Origin of the sequence: Rhabdochromatium marinum (assembly GCF_016583795.1) — a bacterium.
Taxonomy (GTDB): Bacteria; Pseudomonadota; Gammaproteobacteria; order Chromatiales; family Chromatiaceae; genus Rhabdochromatium; species Rhabdochromatium marinum.
The window spans coordinates 1-15,191 of record NZ_NRRS01000088.1 but is presented as its reverse complement, the minus strand read 5'-3'; the positions used below and the strand labels follow the sequence as shown (position 1 = coordinate 15,191).

Sequence of the window (15,191 nt, the reverse complement as noted above, 5' to 3'; positions counted from 1 at the left end):
GGGTGAATCGTCTCCAGCGTCTCGCGCCCATCAACAGCATCAGCCAAGAGCTGGTGCGCTTCGACACTCAGGCACTCCAGAACCCTGAAATCAGCGGTGTGGCGTATCAGCAGGGCGAACTGGCCGGCTACGAAGTGCGTGAATACCTGCTGGAGAAATGGCATCGCATCTGCGCCTATTGCGGCGCACAGCACGTCCCGCTGAAGATCGAGCACATCCAGCCCAAAAGCCGAAGCGGCTCGAATCGAGTCTCCAACCTCACGCTCGCCTGCCGCTCCTGCAATCAGCGCAAGGGGAATCAGCCGATTGAGGTGTTTCTGGCTCATCAACCCGAGCGGTTGCGCCGTATTCAGGCACAGGCCAAGGCCCCGCTTCGCGATGCCGCAGCGGTCAATGCCACCCGCTGGGCGCTGTTTGAACAGCTCAAGGCCACCGGCGTACCCGTGACCACGGGTTCAGGCAGCCAGACCAAATACAACCGTCAGCGTCTCGGTATTCCCAAGACCCATGCGCTTGATGCCGCCTGTGTGGGTCAACTCACCGCGCTCCATGGCTGGAACATCCCGACGCTCGCCATCAAGGCCACCGGGCGCGGTTGTTACCAGCGTACCCGTCTTAACCGCTTTGGCTTTCCACGCGGTTATTTGATACGTGAGAAGCGCGTTAAAGGATTCCAGACCGGAGATCGGGTCATCGCTGAGGTGCCAAAGGGCAAGAAAGCCGGAACCCATCTCGGGCGCGTGGCCGTGCGTGCATCCGGGCGCTTCAATCTCCAGACCGCAACGGGTCTGGTCCAAGGGATTTCACACCGCCATTGCCGAGTGCTGCAACGCGCTGACGGCTATGGCTACGCATTCACCCCAACCCAAACGGAGGCAGCGAGACCGGTGGGTTAACCGCGCTACGCGCGGTGCGCTCTACCTCCCCGCCCTGAAGGGCGGGGTTTCTCGCGCAAGACTGATGAAAATTCTGGCCCTTGAGACCTCCGGGATATTCTGCTCGGCCGCCTTATGGCGCGATGGCGAGCTGTTTACCCAACACGAAGAAGCCGCGCGCCAGCATGGCGAGCGCTTATTGCCCATGCTGGACCGGGTTCTCGCCCAGGGGGAACTGGAGCTAACCCAGCTCGACGCCATCGCCTTCGGGCGCGGCCCCGGCTCCTTCACCGGTGTGCGCATTGCAGCAGCCGTCGCCCAGGGGATCGCCTTCGGCGCCGGAGTGCCTCTGGTCGGTATCTCGACCCTGGCCGCCCTGGCTCAGGCTGGCTGGCGCTGCCATGGACACAGCCGCATCCTCGCTGCCATTGATGCTCGCATTAGCGAGGTCTACTGGGGGCTGTACCAGGTCGAGGGACCCGGGCAGGTGCGCACGCTGCAAGCCGAACAGGTCAGTGCCCCGGAAGCGATTCACTCAGGCGCAGCTCCCCAAGGCTTTGATCCCCCCCAAGCGGCGGATTTCGGAGTGGGCAATGCCTGGGAACTGTACCGCGACATCCTCAGCGAGCACAGCGGACTCGACGACGCCCGGATTGATGCCCAGCAGGTCTGCACGGCGGCAGAAATCGCCGAACTCGCTGTCACCGCCCTGGCCGCCGGAGAAGCCGTCGCGCCTGAGCACGGGTTGCCAGTGTATGTACGCGACCAGGTAGCACACAAACGCTTGACTTCACATCCCTGACACGCATGCAGCCTTCAACCAGTCTACAGGCCGCTGCTGCGGCGGCCCTGACAGCAACCCAAGTCAACACTAAACTGAACGCCACCGCCACACTGGCCGCGCGCTGGCAGGCCGGCGATTATCCTCTGGACTTCCACGCCGAGGTCGTCCCTCCCGCAGACGCCGGTCGCCCCTCGCACCCGCTCCTGGTCGCTCCGCGCGAGCTGCCCAAACGCGGGCTGGGCAGTACCGAAGGTCGCGCGGCCCTGCTGCACGCCGTGGCCCACATCGAATTCAACGCCATCAATCTGGCTTTGGATGCCGTGCAACGCTTTGCGCATCTGCCGACCAGCTACTACGACGACTGGGTACAGGTCGCCGCTGAGGAGGCTGAACACTTCGCACTGATGCGCGAGCGCCTGCAGACGCTGGGCTTCGACTATGGGGACTTCCCGGCCCACAATGGGCTGTGGGAAATGGCCACGGCAACGGCGGATGACCCCCTGGCGCGCATGGCCCTGGTGCCGCGCGGACTGGAAGCCCGGGGCCTGGATGTCACCCCGGGCCTGATCGAGCGCCTACGCGACGCAGGCGACCCGGCCAGCGCCGCAGCCTTGGAAGTCATTCTACGCGACGAAGTCGGCCATGTCGCCGCCGGCTCACGGTGGTTCACCTACCTGTGCGAATCGCGCCAGCTTGATCCCGCTACCACCTATGTCGCCCTGCTGCGCCAGCACATGAAGGGCCGGGTCCCCTGCCCGCTCAACCTGCCTGATCGGCGTCGGGCCGGATTCGACCCAGCCGAACTGGAACAACTCCAGCGGCTGTGCACTGAATCCTGAGGCGGCGGTTGCACTGTCACCGTGCCGTCTCGCGGCACCTCAGCGGGCTTCATCGACAAAGCGATTTCCCCAGCTATGATGGGATTTCCCCCTAACAGACCAACCTGAGCGAATCGACCACTGTTACTCCATCATGTCGTTAATGACATTCTTGAACCAGCTGTGTGCATAACTGACCTCGCGCTTGCGGATCTCGGGGCTGGCGTTGGCGGGTGAAACGCCGCCGGAACCGGGGATGGGCTCGATGGTGTTGGTGTCGCTATCGAGGTTGTAAACAGCGGCGACTGAGATACCAAAGTCTTCGCCGACCACGCTGTAGCAGGTGTTGACGAAGGTGGGATCGCCGGGTTCCTGGTCCTGGAAGCGGGCGATGATCGCGGCGGCGGCGACCTTGGCCTGGGAGTTGGCGGCGTAGGCGGACTTGGGCATTTTGGCGGCGCTGGAGGCATCCCCCAGCACATAGATGCCGGGGTGGCGGCTGGACTCGAAGGTGCGCTTATCGACCGGGCACCAGTCGCCATCCACCAGGTCAGCGGCGAAGGCAATGTTCCCCGCTTTTTGCGGCGGGATGATATTGACCACATCGCCCTGAAAATCCTCGACCAAGCCGACCAGGGTGCGGGTGTCCGGGTCGAGTTCCTCCACCGCACCACCGGCGGCGGCACTGACCCATTGGATCATGCTATTGTCGGTGCCATAGCCATAGAGCTTGCGCCAGCCTTCCATATAGAGCCCTTGCTTGGAGAAGGCATCCTTAGCGTCAAGGATGGTGATCTTGGCCCGCGGTTTATGGTGCTGACAGTACAGGGCAATCTGCGAAGCCCGCTCGTAAGGACCCGGTGGGCATTTAAACGGGTTGGGCGGGGCGACGATAATCACATGCCCACCCTCGGGCATGGCTTGGAGCTGCTGGCGCAGCAGCAGGGTCTGCGGCCCGGCGAACCAGGCATGGGGGATACTTGTGTTGGCAATCTGCTCATTGTAGCCGTCAATCGCATCCCACTTGAAGCCCACCCCTGGGGAGACGATGCAGGCGTCGTAGTCGAAGTGCTGCGCTCCCTGGGTGGTTACCTGTTGCTGGTCCGGATCGATGCCGACCACCCAGTCCTGCACCACAGTGACCCCATAGCCGCGCAGGCCGTCATAGCCGAAAGTCAGGGATTCAAGGGTGCGCTCACCACTGAGCACTTCGTTACTCATAAAGCAGGACGTGTAGCTGGCTTCAGGGTCAATCAGGGTCACGGACAGGCTGGGATCGAGCTTGCGCAGGTATTTGGCGGCGGTGCATCCTCCTACCCCACCACCGACGACCACGACACGGCGGGATGCGCCCAACACCAGCGCAGGAAAACCGAGCGTGCCGAGCGCGGCTGCGCCACCAGCCGCACCGCCAGCGGCACGGAGAAAGGTTCTGCGTTTCATGTCAGCTTTCATATAGTGCCTTTTTTCGCTAAGAACGTTATAGAATCCTCACAAAAGGCATAGGCGTATCCGTCCGCCCGATGCGCCCGTTTCAGGTGCTTTTGGTGTTTGCTGATGGGCTTTTGACCTGGACTGGACAGAGCGAAGTGGCCCGTTGTCCTTGGCGTGACCCGGTAGCTTTTGCCATCAAAAACCGCGATGTCGCCCGAGCGCCAGCCATGGATGGGTTTCAGGGCATTGTGGCGGATCGGATACCCATATCTGTTCAGCGCCGCCTTTTGCCGTCCGCCTTGGCCTTTGGCGGTGATCGTCAGCGGTTGCTCGGTTAAAAGCCTCAGCGCGCCGACATCGCCAACCGCTGCCGCGTCCAGCCAATGCGCCTTGCCCCAGCCGAGTTGTTTGCGGTTGTACTTGGTCTGTCCACCGGTGCCGACGGTCACGGTGACGCCGGTCGCACTGAGGGTGTGAAAGAGCGCCCAGCGCGTCGCGTTGACCGCTGCGGCGTCCTTGAGCGGGGTCTTTGCCTGGGCTTGGATTCGCTTGAGAACATCGGGTTTCTTGTTCAAGAACGCCTCGACCGGGCGGTTGCCTTTCTTTTGGTTGCACTGTTGGCAGGCCAAGGTCAGATTCGACACGCGGTCGCTGCCGCCTCGGCTCTTGGGGTGAATGTGCTCAATCTGCAAAGGTACATTTTTGGCACCACAGTACGCACATTGGCGACCCCATTTCTCCAGCAGATACTCCCTGACCTCGTAGCCGGCGAGTTCGCCGTGCTGATACTCGACGCTCGAAACTTCAGGGTGCTGCATTTGCTGGGTATCAAAGCGCACCAGCTCTTGCACAAGCTCGCCAACATTGCAGAACTTGCTTAGGCGATTGACCCAGGTCATGGTCGTTTGCACCCGATGTTGCAGTGACGGGGCGAGCCAGCCGGGCGGCTTGGTCCGATTGAGAAAACGCGCCGGCCGATAGCCTAAGCGGTTGCGACGGTTGCGACGGCAGGCGCGCCGGACGGCGAGTTTTTTCTTGATCACGCCGCCACGATGCGCAAGCTCGGCGCCCCAGATCACACGGTCTTCCTGAACAACCGCGATGCCCGTTGTTTTTGAGCCGGGGTCGATCTTCACTTGACAGGCTTTGGGTTGGGCGTCGGTGACTGCGCGCTTAAGGATGATGGTGAACGGGTAGCGGCGCAAGACCGCCGCTTTTCCCTTGCTCAGCAGTTCTCTTGCTCGTGCCGGATGACAGGGGTCTAAGACGTTCCTGTTCGCGTCCAACACGAAGACTAAATTCGATGTCATTTCTGAACAGTCTCCCGAAGGGTCACGTTTGCCTCGACAAGGTTCATCAGGCTTGTCATGCGAAGGACACTCAGGCTACAAACCCACTCACCCTTGACTTAATCCTTCGCGACAGAGCAACGGACTGGCGTTCATCCGAGGGTGTCATGACCTGACGAACATAGCCCTCGAAGGGCTAAGTCTGCATCTTCACAGAACGAAACCTGGAAGTTCATGGAGGTTTCGTTAAGGTTTTTGTGAAGAGTCATGTTTATTGCTCCTGCTCTTCAGCACCGGATGCGCCTGTTGTCCCTGTTGTCATGGTGGGGCCGGTCGATGACTGGCTGCCGTAGTAATTGACCAGTGCCGGAATGGCCTGATCGCCGGCGGCCTCAATGGCGGCCTCGACCTTGCGCTTCATCTTGCGCGGCCATTGGCGCTTACCGTTGATGAAATCCTCCATGGTGTAGTGCAGGTAGGGAATCCATTGCCCGGCCAGGGTGCCGGCATCGCCGGGCAGGCCGCCGTTCTCATGACATTTTTCGCAATACTGCTGGTGCAACTCCAGGCCTTGTGCCGCTAGGGCGGCGTCGTACGCTTGCGGAAACACCCGTAAGCGCTGACTGGCGAAAAACCAGCCCATATCCTCAAGCTGTTCGTCGCTGTAGGCCTTGGCGATGCGGTTCATGATGCTGGGATTGCGTTTGTCCTCGCGGTAGGCTTGCATCGCATCGACAAAGACCTCCGGGTCCATCCCGGCAATGGCCGGCATGGATGGCCCGACGCTGGAGCCATCGGTGCCATGGCAGCCGGCGCAGGTAAAGGCCAGCGCCTGCCCGGACGGCCTAGCCACGCCGGCCGCCGGCAAAGCGGTGCACGCGGCCAGCAGCAGATTGCGCAGGTGTTTTGGCAGGGTATTTTTGTGGTTCATCGTCTCCATCCCCCTCAGTTCGGCGCAGTGATCAGGCCAATCAGCACCAGAGTGAGCAAGGCCAGGCCGGTCATGATCAACACAGTGGTAATGAACGAGGCCGCCAGCGAAGCGCGGCGCGACGGGCGTTGGACCAGATGCTTCTCCAGCTCTCCGGCTTTCACCAAGCGGTCGTATTCGAGCCGGTGGTCGTGCTTGAACTCGTCGATGGGAATCACGCCGGTGAAGATAGCGGTGCTCATCGGGAAACGCTCGGGACGGAAGTGCACGTTAAAGAAGTGCACCGAGTTCAGGAAGATGGCCGCCAGCAGCGCCTCTTCGGCATGCACCAGATTGGCGATATTGAAGCTCCAACCCGGCAGGATGAGAGAGGTAATCCCGGGCATGAAGAGCACCAGACCGGACAGACCAATCACCGTGGCACCCCAGAACGGCGCCCAATAGTCGAACTTCTGCCAGTAGGTCCAATGGCTGAACTGCGGACGCGGTCCCATACCGAGGAACCATTTGAACATATCGCGCAGATCCTTGAGATCCTTCCAGTTGGGCAGCATTGAGGTACTGCCGAACCACTTGAAGCTCGCGCGGTTGCGGCGGATATTGCGGATGGCCAGTATCAGATGCAGGATGAAGATGCTCAGCCAGATCACGGCGGCTGTGCGGTGAATAATCGCTTCCATACGGATGCCGCCGATAAATTCCACCACCGCCTTCGCCCAGGTGGTATGCGAGAACAACAGCGTAGTACCGGTCAGGATCAGGGTCATGGTAGCGATGGCGAACAGGAAGTGAATCCAGCGCCATACCACCGGGAAGCGGCGGAAGTAGACCACATCCGGCTGGCTCAAGTCCTCGTTGAAGCCTTTGCCCTGACGGCGATCCATGATTTCACGGTAGAGCCACAGGAGCACATGGATCCAGAAAAAGCCCATGACCGCGAAGATCAGGATATCCATAAAGGTCTTGAAGGCCCACAGATCCGGGTAGTTTTCCCGGTCATCGGCATCGCCATGCGGCCAGAAGCTGAGAAAGTTTTTATTGGCGTTCTCATGGCAGTTGCGACAGTTTTCCAGCCGGTTGTTGGCATGGATTTCCGAGGTGGGATCGTCGGCACTCTTCACCAAATGACCGCCGTGGCAGTCATGGCACTTGGCGGCATCGGTGTAGCCAAGGCGATGAACCTGGCCATGATAGGAAGCGAAATAGGTGCGTTGGGCCTCTTCGTGGCAGTTCCCGCAATTCTCGGTGATCTGCAGTTGGGCTTTGTCGGTCTTGGAGGCGGCAATCTCGTGGGTGGTGTGGCAATCGGAGCAGACAGCGGCGTCACTGTCGCCCTCCCTCATCACTGCAACACCGTGATCAGAGGTGCGATAGTCGGCCAGTGCCTGTTCGTGACAGCGGCCGCAGATTTCAGGGTTTTTCAGCCGGTGCTCGGCGCGTTGGATGCTGCCCAGCTCGCCGATGTTGTGGCCGTCATGGCAGTCGTAGCAGGTGGCGTTGGTGCGTGACTGATCCAGTTCACTGGGCTGGGCGTGAACCGAGTGCATGAAATTGTCGATCTGTTCGTTGACAATTTCCAGGCGCGCGTACTTGTCATCCGGATCGTCTTTGTGCGCTTCCCAGGTGTCGCGATGACATTCGATGCAGCCGACGATAACCGATGGTGCTTTGCGATGCGGCACCCGGTCAATGGTGACATGGCAGCTGGTGCATTGTTGCTCACCATGGACACTGTCCTTGATCTGTTGGCTGTTGACAAAGATTTCGACGGGCGAGCCATCATCGCGTACATCGGTTTGATGCTCTTTGTCGCCATGACAGGTCAGGCAGCGTTCGTTGGGGATGATGCGTTTGCCGGTCTCAGGATCGAAGTGGTCGATCATGAGTTCAGCATCGGGCATCAGTGGTTTTCCGACCGGCTCCGTCGCAGCGCTGGAGGCGAGGGGGAAGAGGATTAATCCCAAGAGTGCGATCCATAGACAGACCGCAGGTAGTATCTCGATGCGTCTTGGCATCGTTGCTCCTCCATCGTTTTTGTCGTATCGCTGGTTGGCGCTTGTGCAACCTCTTGATGATTGTCAATCTAGCACTTTTATTAGGGGTAAGGAAAGTGTGTTCTTAGGCGTCTTTCGTATCCTGGGTATCCGGGGTATTCTGATCCTTGGTATTCTGGGTCGTCGTTTGCAGCGCCTTGGTGGCCGAGGTCGATGTCGTCTGCAACGCCTTGGCATCGCTTGACATCATTCGGTTTGATTCAGCATAAACGTAGGTATCGTTTCCGGATTGCCGGGCCTGATTCAGCGCCCGACTAACGCGCGCGAGACAGGATTCTATGCTCTCTGAGGATCGATAATTGGCGACACCAATGGAAACGGTGCAGTCGATGAACTCATCGTTCCAAGGCAGATCCAGCTCGCGAAAATGCTCATTGCAGCGCTCCGCGAGCCGTATCGCTGTGTCACGATCAGTGCTTGGCAGAATAACGGCGAAGATGTCTTCGCTGTAGCGGGAGATAAAATCCTCCTTGCGTGGAAAGGCCCGAAACAGCGCTTCTCCAGCGGTGCGCAGCATGGCCTCGCAGGCTAACTGGCCCATGACATACTTAACGGTTTTCAGGTTATCCAGACTGATCACCATCAGCGCCAGATCTTCCCCGACGAAGGCGGAATAGTCGGTGAAACGCGAGATCGCCTTATCGAACGAACGGCGATCATGCGTGCCCGTCAGCGGATCGTCTTTTCCCTCGCGGCGCATATCGAGCAGCGCCTCGCGCGCCGCTTCGATCTGGATACGCATCTCGCGAATTTGGCGTTTACGATTGTTGTGCTTGTCGCCAAAGAGTTTCTCGGCTGATTCCAGGCTGGCCTGAAGCTGGGCTTGCATGGCCTCGGGGGGCTGTTCCGTGACCGTCGCCTGCAACTCCTGCAATGTTTTGGTGATGGTCCGGTCGAACCGGCGGTCTTCTTCGAGCAACTGACGAAAGCGATACAGCGAGTTAAGGAACAGTGTCCGCAACAGCGTGGCCGACTGATCAATCGCCTGCTGCTCCTCGCGGCGGTGGCGATACAGAAACTGGTAGAGCCCTTTCCAGTCACGGTTGTTGAGCGGAACACGAAAAGGCATTTCCTGGCCAGTGTTTTCCACAGTGGCGGGGCTGGCGGTACCGGTCAGGATATGGCGGCTCCACTTCTGGCACTGCTCGGCGAAATCCTGGGCGTCACATTCAGGGATGTCGAAGGCGTGCTGTCCCAGCATCTGCACCACCGACGCCAGAGTATCGAGCACATCATCGAGCGCCTCGGCGTCTTTTTCCGCGCCGCGACTGCGGAGTAGGCTGGTCTTGGCTGAAAGTTCCGCTTCCGCATCTGGCTTTTTTGCTTTGAACCACATCGGCATGGCTCCCGTTAAGGCTCCCTGGCTCGCAGCGCCAACTTGTAACCCAGGAGCGGTAATGACGGTCAACCCGCCGGAAATCAAAACTGCTTTAACATGCAACGATTTGTTGTCAAACAAGCAGATAGCAGTCTAACAAGGATGCTCCAGTAGGCGCCACCTGAGGGCTCTCAGCGCCCACGGCCCCGGCGAACTGATCAATCGCATTGAAAACTTGCAATCAGTTAGACCAGCCCCACTTCACAAAACGACGGTCTGCACTTATACTCGGTTACTGTTCGCTCAGGCGAAGCTCAGTGAATCGAGACCACGAGAATGATCCTTAAGGGATTGCAGGTCGTCGATTCGATTTATGCACGTCAGGGCCAAGGGTCCTGACCCCCGTTTATCCACAAAACCCGCTTAAGCAAGCAAAGATCTAACCATTCAGGAGAGATTTGATGAAAAAGTTTACCAAGGTTCTCGGCGCGGCCGCCATTGCCGGCGCGGCGGCTTTCTCAATGGGTACGGCACAAGCTTGGTGGGGACCCGGTTGGGGCGGTCCTGGCGGTTGGAACGACGGCTGGGGTGATGGCCTCGGTGATATGTTCGGCGATGGCTATGGCGACATGAGCTTCAACATGTCCGGCGGTGGACGTGGTTATGGGAATGGTCGTGGGCGCGGTTATGGCTATGGTCGCGACTACTATGGTTATGGCCCCTATGGTGGCTATCCTTATGGTGGTGGTTATGGCTATCCGGGCTACGGCTATGCCCCTCCGGCACCTTATGGCGCCCCCTATGGTGCACCGGTTCCAATGGCTCCTCCAGCCAACAGCGGCGAGTCCAAGTAAGTCGCGCTGACCGAGCGAGCCTTCCGTGCTCAAACCGCGCCCCGCTGGGGCGCGGTTTTTTTATGCTCACCAGTTTCCTGACCATCCTCGGGGCCATTGCTGGCCCTTGTTTTTGCGGCATCTCTTGATCCCAGTCAATTAAATCTGCACAATGGTAGAAAATTACTGGGACGAATCGCCTTGACTCAACGAAAAATCATCTCCTTTGAGAACATCCGGGTCGCCTGCCGCAGCTGCTCACTCAATGCGCTCTGTTTACCCATGGGCCTGTCGAGCGACGATATCGAAAAACTGGAAAACGTCATTAAACGCTCGCGTCCACTGCAGCGAGGTGAACATCTCTTCTACAGCGGCGAGCACTTCCATTCGTTGTTCGTGGTCAAAACCGGGTCGGTCAAAACCTACACCCCCAGCACCGAGGGCGGTGAGCAGGTACTGGGTTTTCATCTCCCAGGGGAGCTGATCGGCCTGGATGCCATCAACCAGAATTTCCACTCCTGTTCAGCCCGGGTGCTGGAAACCTCGGCAATTTGCGAGATTCCCTTTCAACGCCTCGAAGAGCTGGCGTCCAATTTGCCTTCCCTCCAGCATCAGCTCTACCGGCTGCTGAGCAAGGAAATTGTCGAAGAGGCGGAAATGCTGATGCTGCTCGGCAAGCGCAGCGCCGAGGAACGCCTGGCGGCTTTTTTGGTCAGCCTGTCACAGCGGCTTGGAAAACGCGGACTGTCGACAACAGATTTCCATCTGAGTATGTCGCGACATGAAATCGGCAACTATTTGGGCCTGGCGGTCGAAACAGTCAGTCGGTTATTTTCGCGCTTTCAGGATGAAAACTTTCTGAGTGTTGATCGCAAGCATGTCAAAATTCTCAGCATGCCGGGACTCGAAACCCTGGCCGGGATTACGCCCGATCAGCCCAGCTGGCGCGAAAGCAATTAACCAGCCAGCGGTGGCTACCAGTCATCACAGAACTGGAAACAGGGAACCGGCACTGATAACCAAACAAAAACAAAAGTTTATATAGCAAGCCGCATGGCTGCACCTAGCCGCCTTGACCAGACGCTTCTTGCATCCGCAGGTTAATCGCGACATTCTAAGCGGCTTTTGCCTGTCCGGTTCCCATGCGCGCCATTTCACCGCATTCCGGCATCCGCAATTTCATTGTCAGGACTTCTTGCCATGCACGACCTCTTTCATCGGCCCCTGAGGCCCTTTCCAGCATTCTCTGTTGACAAGCGCAGCGCCCTTGGTGCTGTGCTCTTTGGCATTCTGCTGCTGTTTTCCGGCCTTTTGTTTGCGTCGGAAGCCGGCACGGCGGCCCATCAGTTGGAGTTAGCCAACACCTGGGTTGGATACACCTCGCTGCTGATTTTCATCATCGCCTATGGCTTGGTGATGACGGAAGAATTCACCCATTTGCGCAAATCCAAGCCGGTGATGCTCGCCGCCGGCCTCATCTGGCTGCTGGTGGCCCACTACTACACCACCCACAACGGCTCTTCGCACGCGGCGGCCGAAGCGGTGCGGCACAACATCATGGAATTTGGCGAGCTGTTCCTGTTCCTGCTGGCCGCCATGACCTATATCAACACCATGGAAGAGCGCCTGGTCTTCGACGCCCTGCGCTCCTGGCTGCTGCGCATGGGCTTTAGCTACCGCAAGCTGTTTTGGATGACCGGCTTCATGGCCTTTTTCATCTCGCCGGTGGCGGACAACCTAACCACGGCACTGCTGATGTGCGCGGTAGTCATGGCCGTTGGTATCGACAGCCCCAAATTTATCGGTCTGGCCTGCATCAACATCGTGGTCGCAGCCAATGCCGGGGGCGCCTTCAGCCCCTTTGGCGACATCACCACCCTGATGGTTTGGCAGAAGGGCATTGTTGATTTCGAAGCCTTTTTCCGACTGTTCATCCCGGCAGTGATCAGCTTTGCGGTACCGGCCTATTTCATGGACAAGGAAATTCCGGACTTCAAACCAGCCGCCAGCGATGAGCGCGTCCGCATGAAGCGCGGTGCTATCCGCATTGTGCTCCTGTTTCTCGCCACCATCGCCACCGCCGTGAGCTTCCACAACTACTATCACCTGCCGCCGGTGCTGGGCATGATGACCGGTCTGGCCTATCTGAGCTTCTTCGGCTATTACCTCAATCGCACCGGCGAGCTGTCCACCGTGCGCGCCGGCAATATTGCCGACAATCTACCCTTCAACATCTTCAACAAGGTCGCCCGTGCCGAATGGGACACCCTGATGTTCTTCTACGGGGTGATTCTGTGCGTCGGCGGTCTGGGCTTCATCGGCTATCTGGAGCTGGTCAGCCATGTGGCCTATGAAGGCATGGGGCCAACCATCGCCAATACTCTGATCGGCTTGCTGTCGGCCATTGTTGACAATATTCCGGTGATGTTCGCAGTTTTAACCATGAACCCGGATATGAGCCTGGGCCAATGGCTGCTGGTGACCCTGACCGCTGGCGTGGGTGGCAGCCTGTTGTCGATCGGCTCAGCCGCTGGCGTGGCACTGATGGGGCAATCCCGCGGCATGTACACCTTCTTTGGCCACCTGCGCTGGACGCCCTATATCGCAGCCGGCTATATCGCCGCCATTGCCAGCCATTTCATCGTGAATTTCTCCACCTTTAAGGTGGCCGTCAACTGACGCAACCGGTCTTCGGTTGCAACCAGACGCAGCGCCCCTGGCTGGCCTTGTCAATGGCCGCCAGGCGTTGCTGATGGGCTTGAAGTTCGGCCTCGGTCGCACGAATCACCGGCAATGGCGGACGATCCTTGGCCAGGGCGCGCACGACTCGCGCCGCGCCCTGGGCATCGCCATGGCGCACCGGTTCCTGATCCAACGCCAGGCTGCCCTGTCCACCGGTCATGGCCAGATACACCTCAGCGAGAATCTCGGCATCCAGCAGGGCGCCATGCAGATCGCGCCTGGAGTGATCCACCCCATAGCGCTTGCACAAGGCATCCAGGCTGTTGCGCTGCCCGGGATGCCGACGGCGCGCCAGGCTGAGCGTATCAATCACCTCGCATTGGCTCTCGACACTGGGCGCCTGTTCGCGCCACCGGCGCAACTCATGATTCAAAAAGCCCAGATCGAAAGCGGCATTGTGGATAATAAGCTGCGCCCCGCCGATGTAATTCAGAAAGCGCTCGGCAATATCGCCAAAACGCGGCTTATCAGCCAAAAATTCATCTGACAAGCCATGCACCTCGACCGCACCTGCTTCGACAGAGCGATCCGGTTGCAGATATTGATGAAAGTTACCGCGAGTCAGGCGTCGGTCAATCAGCTCGACACAGCCGATTTCGATAATGCGGTGGCCTTCGCTGGGTTCGAGGCCGGTGGTTTCGGTATCCAGCACGATCTGTCGCATATTGTCACAACTCTATATCAACCTAAGCCTTAACCTTGTTTCAACTTTGCATCACGCTGAAGTGCTGCGCCTATCTGCCAAACCGCGATTGGCCAGTTGGTCAGCACGTTCATTCTCAGGATGACCGCTGTGTCCGCGCACCCAGCGCCAATGCACCCGATGCCCGGCCAGCGCGCCATCCAGGCGCTGCCATAAATCCTGATTTTTCACCGGCTGCCGCGCCTTAGTTAGCCAGCCATTGCGCTTCCAGTTGGCCATCCAGCGCTCAACCCCATCGCGCACATAGCGCGAATCAACCGTAAGAATGACCTCCGTCGGGCGCTTAAGCGCCTCCAGGGCCTGAATCACCGCCATCAGCTCCATGCGGTTATTGGTGGTCTGGCGTTCCCCCCCGCAGAGTTCTTTCTCCACCTCGCCCCAGCGCAGCAGCGCCCCCCAGCCACCCGGGCCGGGATTGCCCTTGCAGGCCCCATCGGTAAAGATTTCCACCGCCTTAGTCATGACTTGACTCCCGCGCCGTGGGCTTGACCGCCCGACCGGTGGGCAACAGCGATGGTCGTGGCTTCCAGCGAGAGCGCAAGGGGGTCAGCGTCGAGAGGCGTTTCACCGCACGCACTGCATACACGCCACCCAGCACCTTCCCATAGCGCTGGCCGAGACTGTCAACCCAGTCGAGTCGAGCGTTGAACGCACGGCACCACGGCGGGCGAAACACCAGCATGCGCTTAACCTCGATATGAAACCCCATCAGCTTGAGCCAGTCGCAGACGCGCAACAGTGTCAGCCGCGAACCGCACCAGGGAACCATGCCTCGTCGACGTGGCCAGACACGTCGCACACCCCAGGTGCTGAATGGATTGAAGCCAAACAAAAACACCCGTCCCTCAGCGATCAGCACCCGTTCCACCTCACGCAGCACCCGATGCGGATCGGGAGAAAAATCCAGGCTGTGTGGCAGCACCACCGCATCAAGACTATCGGCGGCAAAAGGCAGGCGCATGAGTTCGGCCCGCAAGGGCGCGACATCACCCGTGCCAGGTGCCCTAACCGCACCAGGTGTCCTGGGTCCATCGTCAGTCGTTTGCAACAGAATCTGCTGACGAATGCGGCAGGCCTCCAATGCAGCGGCAAAGGGTTCCTGGGCGCCGACCTGCAACAGGTAATAGCCAAAGGCATCCTCCAACAACTCCTCCAGACAGCGCGCCTCGGTTGCCGCCACCCGCTGCCCCAGCGGACTACGGTACCAGTGATCAAGCGCCGTCAGCGGATCAGCCGGTGGCGCATCACAATTTTTCATCAGTCTTGCGCAAGAAACCCCGTCTTTCAGGGCGGGGAGGCAGAGCGCACCGCGCGCAGCGCGGTTAACCCACCTGTCTCGCTTCCTCCGTTTGGGTTGGGGTGGATGAGTAGCCATAGCCGTCGGCGCGTTGCACCACGCGGCAATGGCGG

Annotated in this window: 14 protein-coding genes; 6 read left to right on the top strand and 8 right to left on the bottom strand. The window is 59.3% G+C overall.

Annotated features, from left to right (window positions below; genetic code table 11):
- The 3 genes from iscB (CKO36_RS16730) to CKO36_RS16720 form a co-directional block, all read left to right on the top strand.
- Positions 1–896, top strand: an 896-nt coding sequence (iscB, locus tag CKO36_RS16730) for an RNA-guided endonuclease IscB (RefSeq protein ID WP_200285852.1), incomplete at its 5' end; no start/stop codon positions are given.
- A 64-nt stretch (positions 897–960) separates the two neighbouring features.
- Positions 961–1,677 (top strand): tRNA (adenosine(37)-N6)-threonylcarbamoyltransferase complex dimerization subunit type 1 TsaB, encoded by a 717-nt coding sequence (gene tsaB / locus CKO36_RS16725; RefSeq protein ID WP_200285850.1) that lies wholly within the window; start codon positions 961–963, stop codon positions 1,675–1,677.
- Between the two features lie 5 nt (positions 1,678–1,682).
- Entirely contained in the window at positions 1,683–2,498 is an 816-nt protein-coding gene (locus CKO36_RS16720; protein ID WP_200285848.1) for a ferritin-like domain-containing protein, read from the top strand.
- A gap of 123 nt (positions 2,499–2,621) precedes the next feature.
- On the opposite strand, the gene CKO36_RS16715 is transcribed toward CKO36_RS16720, so the two are convergent.
- The 5 genes from CKO36_RS16715 to CKO36_RS16695 form a co-directional block, all read right to left on the bottom strand.
- On the bottom strand, positions 2,622–3,920 hold the full coding sequence (locus CKO36_RS16715) for an NAD(P)/FAD-dependent oxidoreductase (RefSeq protein ID WP_200285841.1): 1,299 nt from the start codon (positions 3,918–3,920) through the stop codon (positions 2,622–2,624).
- A gap of 8 nt (positions 3,921–3,928) precedes the next feature.
- Entirely contained in the window at positions 3,929–5,221 is a 1,293-nt protein-coding gene (iscB, locus tag CKO36_RS16710) for an RNA-guided endonuclease IscB (protein ID WP_200285839.1), read from the bottom strand.
- Positions 5,222–5,471: 250 nt separating this feature from the next.
- Positions 5,472–6,131 (bottom strand): c-type cytochrome, encoded by a 660-nt coding sequence (locus tag CKO36_RS16705; RefSeq protein WP_200285837.1) that lies wholly within the window; start codon positions 6,129–6,131, stop codon positions 5,472–5,474.
- Positions 6,132–6,145: 14 nt separating this feature from the next.
- Positions 6,146–8,146: a cytochrome c3 family protein gene (locus tag CKO36_RS16700; RefSeq protein WP_200285835.1), complete on the bottom strand. Its 2,001-nt coding sequence runs from the start codon at positions 8,144–8,146 to the stop codon at positions 6,146–6,148.
- 103 nt (positions 8,147–8,249) lie between these two features.
- Positions 8,250–9,521, bottom strand: a complete 1,272-nt coding sequence (locus tag CKO36_RS16695; RefSeq protein ID WP_200285833.1) for a GGDEF domain-containing protein — start codon at positions 9,519–9,521, stop codon at positions 8,250–8,252.
- Between the two features lie 443 nt (positions 9,522–9,964).
- Here CKO36_RS16695 and CKO36_RS16690 point away from each other — a divergent pair, with 443 nt between their 5' ends.
- The 3 genes from CKO36_RS16690 to nhaD all read left to right on the top strand — a co-directional run bounded on the left by CKO36_RS16690 (position 9,965) and on the right by nhaD (position 13,015).
- Positions 9,965–10,357, top strand: a complete 393-nt coding sequence (locus CKO36_RS16690; RefSeq protein WP_200285831.1) for a sulfur globule family protein — start codon at positions 9,965–9,967, stop codon at positions 10,355–10,357.
- Positions 10,358–10,537: 180 nt separating this feature from the next.
- A complete protein-coding gene (fnr, locus tag CKO36_RS16685; RefSeq protein WP_200285829.1) occupies positions 10,538–11,296 on the top strand; it encodes a fumarate/nitrate reduction transcriptional regulator Fnr in 759 nt (252 codons plus the stop codon).
- Positions 11,297–11,536: 240 nt separating this feature from the next.
- Positions 11,537–13,015 (top strand): sodium:proton antiporter NhaD, encoded by a 1,479-nt coding sequence (gene nhaD / locus CKO36_RS16680; protein ID WP_200285828.1) that lies wholly within the window; start codon positions 11,537–11,539, stop codon positions 13,013–13,015.
- Here nhaD and dnaQ read toward each other — a convergent pair.
- The 3 genes from dnaQ to CKO36_RS16665 are packed head-to-tail and all read right to left on the bottom strand — an operon-like array spanning position 13,008 to position 15,039.
- A complete protein-coding gene (gene dnaQ / locus CKO36_RS16675) occupies positions 13,008–13,742 on the bottom strand; it encodes a DNA polymerase III subunit epsilon (protein ID WP_200285826.1) in 735 nt (244 codons plus the stop codon). The two genes, nhaD and dnaQ, sit on opposite strands and share 8 nt — an antisense overlap.
- 51 nt (positions 13,743–13,793) lie before the next feature.
- A complete protein-coding gene (rnhA, locus tag CKO36_RS16670; RefSeq protein WP_200285825.1) occupies positions 13,794–14,243 on the bottom strand; it encodes a ribonuclease HI in 450 nt (149 codons plus the stop codon).
- A complete protein-coding gene (locus tag CKO36_RS16665; RefSeq protein WP_200285824.1) occupies positions 14,236–15,039 on the bottom strand; it encodes a class I SAM-dependent methyltransferase in 804 nt (267 codons plus the stop codon). The genes rnhA and CKO36_RS16665 overlap by 8 nt, the downstream gene beginning before the upstream one ends.
- Positions 15,040–15,191 lie beyond the last annotated feature (152 nt).

What these genes read in the sequence shown, in the direction of transcription:
- tsaB (WP_200285850.1), top strand. Translation starts at nt 961, where the DNA reads ATGAAAATTCTGGCCCTTGAGACCTCCGGGATATTCTGCTCGGCCGCC.
- CKO36_RS16720 (WP_200285848.1), top strand. Translation starts at nt 1,683, where the DNA reads ATGCAGCCTTCAACCAGTCTACAGGCCGCTGCTGCGGCGGCCCTGACA.
- CKO36_RS16715 (WP_200285841.1), bottom strand. Translation starts at nt 3,920, where the DNA reads ATGAAACGCAGAACCTTTCTCCGTGCCGCTGGCGGTGCGGCTGGTGGC.
- iscB (WP_200285839.1), bottom strand. Translation starts at nt 5,221, where the DNA reads ATGACATCGAATTTAGTCTTCGTGTTGGACGCGAACAGGAACGTCTTA.
- CKO36_RS16705 (WP_200285837.1), bottom strand. Translation starts at nt 6,131, where the DNA reads ATGAACCACAAAAATACCCTGCCAAAACACCTGCGCAATCTGCTGCTG.
- CKO36_RS16700 (WP_200285835.1), bottom strand. Translation starts at nt 8,146, where the DNA reads ATGCCAAGACGCATCGAGATACTACCTGCGGTCTGTCTATGGATCGCA.
- CKO36_RS16695 (WP_200285833.1), bottom strand. Translation starts at nt 9,521, where the DNA reads ATGTGGTTCAAAGCAAAAAAGCCAGATGCGGAAGCGGAACTTTCAGCC.
- CKO36_RS16690 (WP_200285831.1), top strand. Translation starts at nt 9,965, where the DNA reads ATGAAAAAGTTTACCAAGGTTCTCGGCGCGGCCGCCATTGCCGGCGCG.
- nhaD (WP_200285828.1), top strand. Translation starts at nt 11,537, where the DNA reads ATGCACGACCTCTTTCATCGGCCCCTGAGGCCCTTTCCAGCATTCTCT.
- dnaQ (WP_200285826.1), bottom strand. Translation starts at nt 13,742, where the DNA reads ATGCGACAGATCGTGCTGGATACCGAAACCACCGGCCTCGAACCCAGC.
- rnhA (WP_200285825.1), bottom strand. Translation starts at nt 14,243, where the DNA reads ATGACTAAGGCGGTGGAAATCTTTACCGATGGGGCCTGCAAGGGCAAT.
- CKO36_RS16665 (WP_200285824.1), bottom strand. Translation starts at nt 15,039, where the DNA reads ATGAAAAATTGTGATGCGCCACCGGCTGATCCGCTGACGGCGCTTGAT.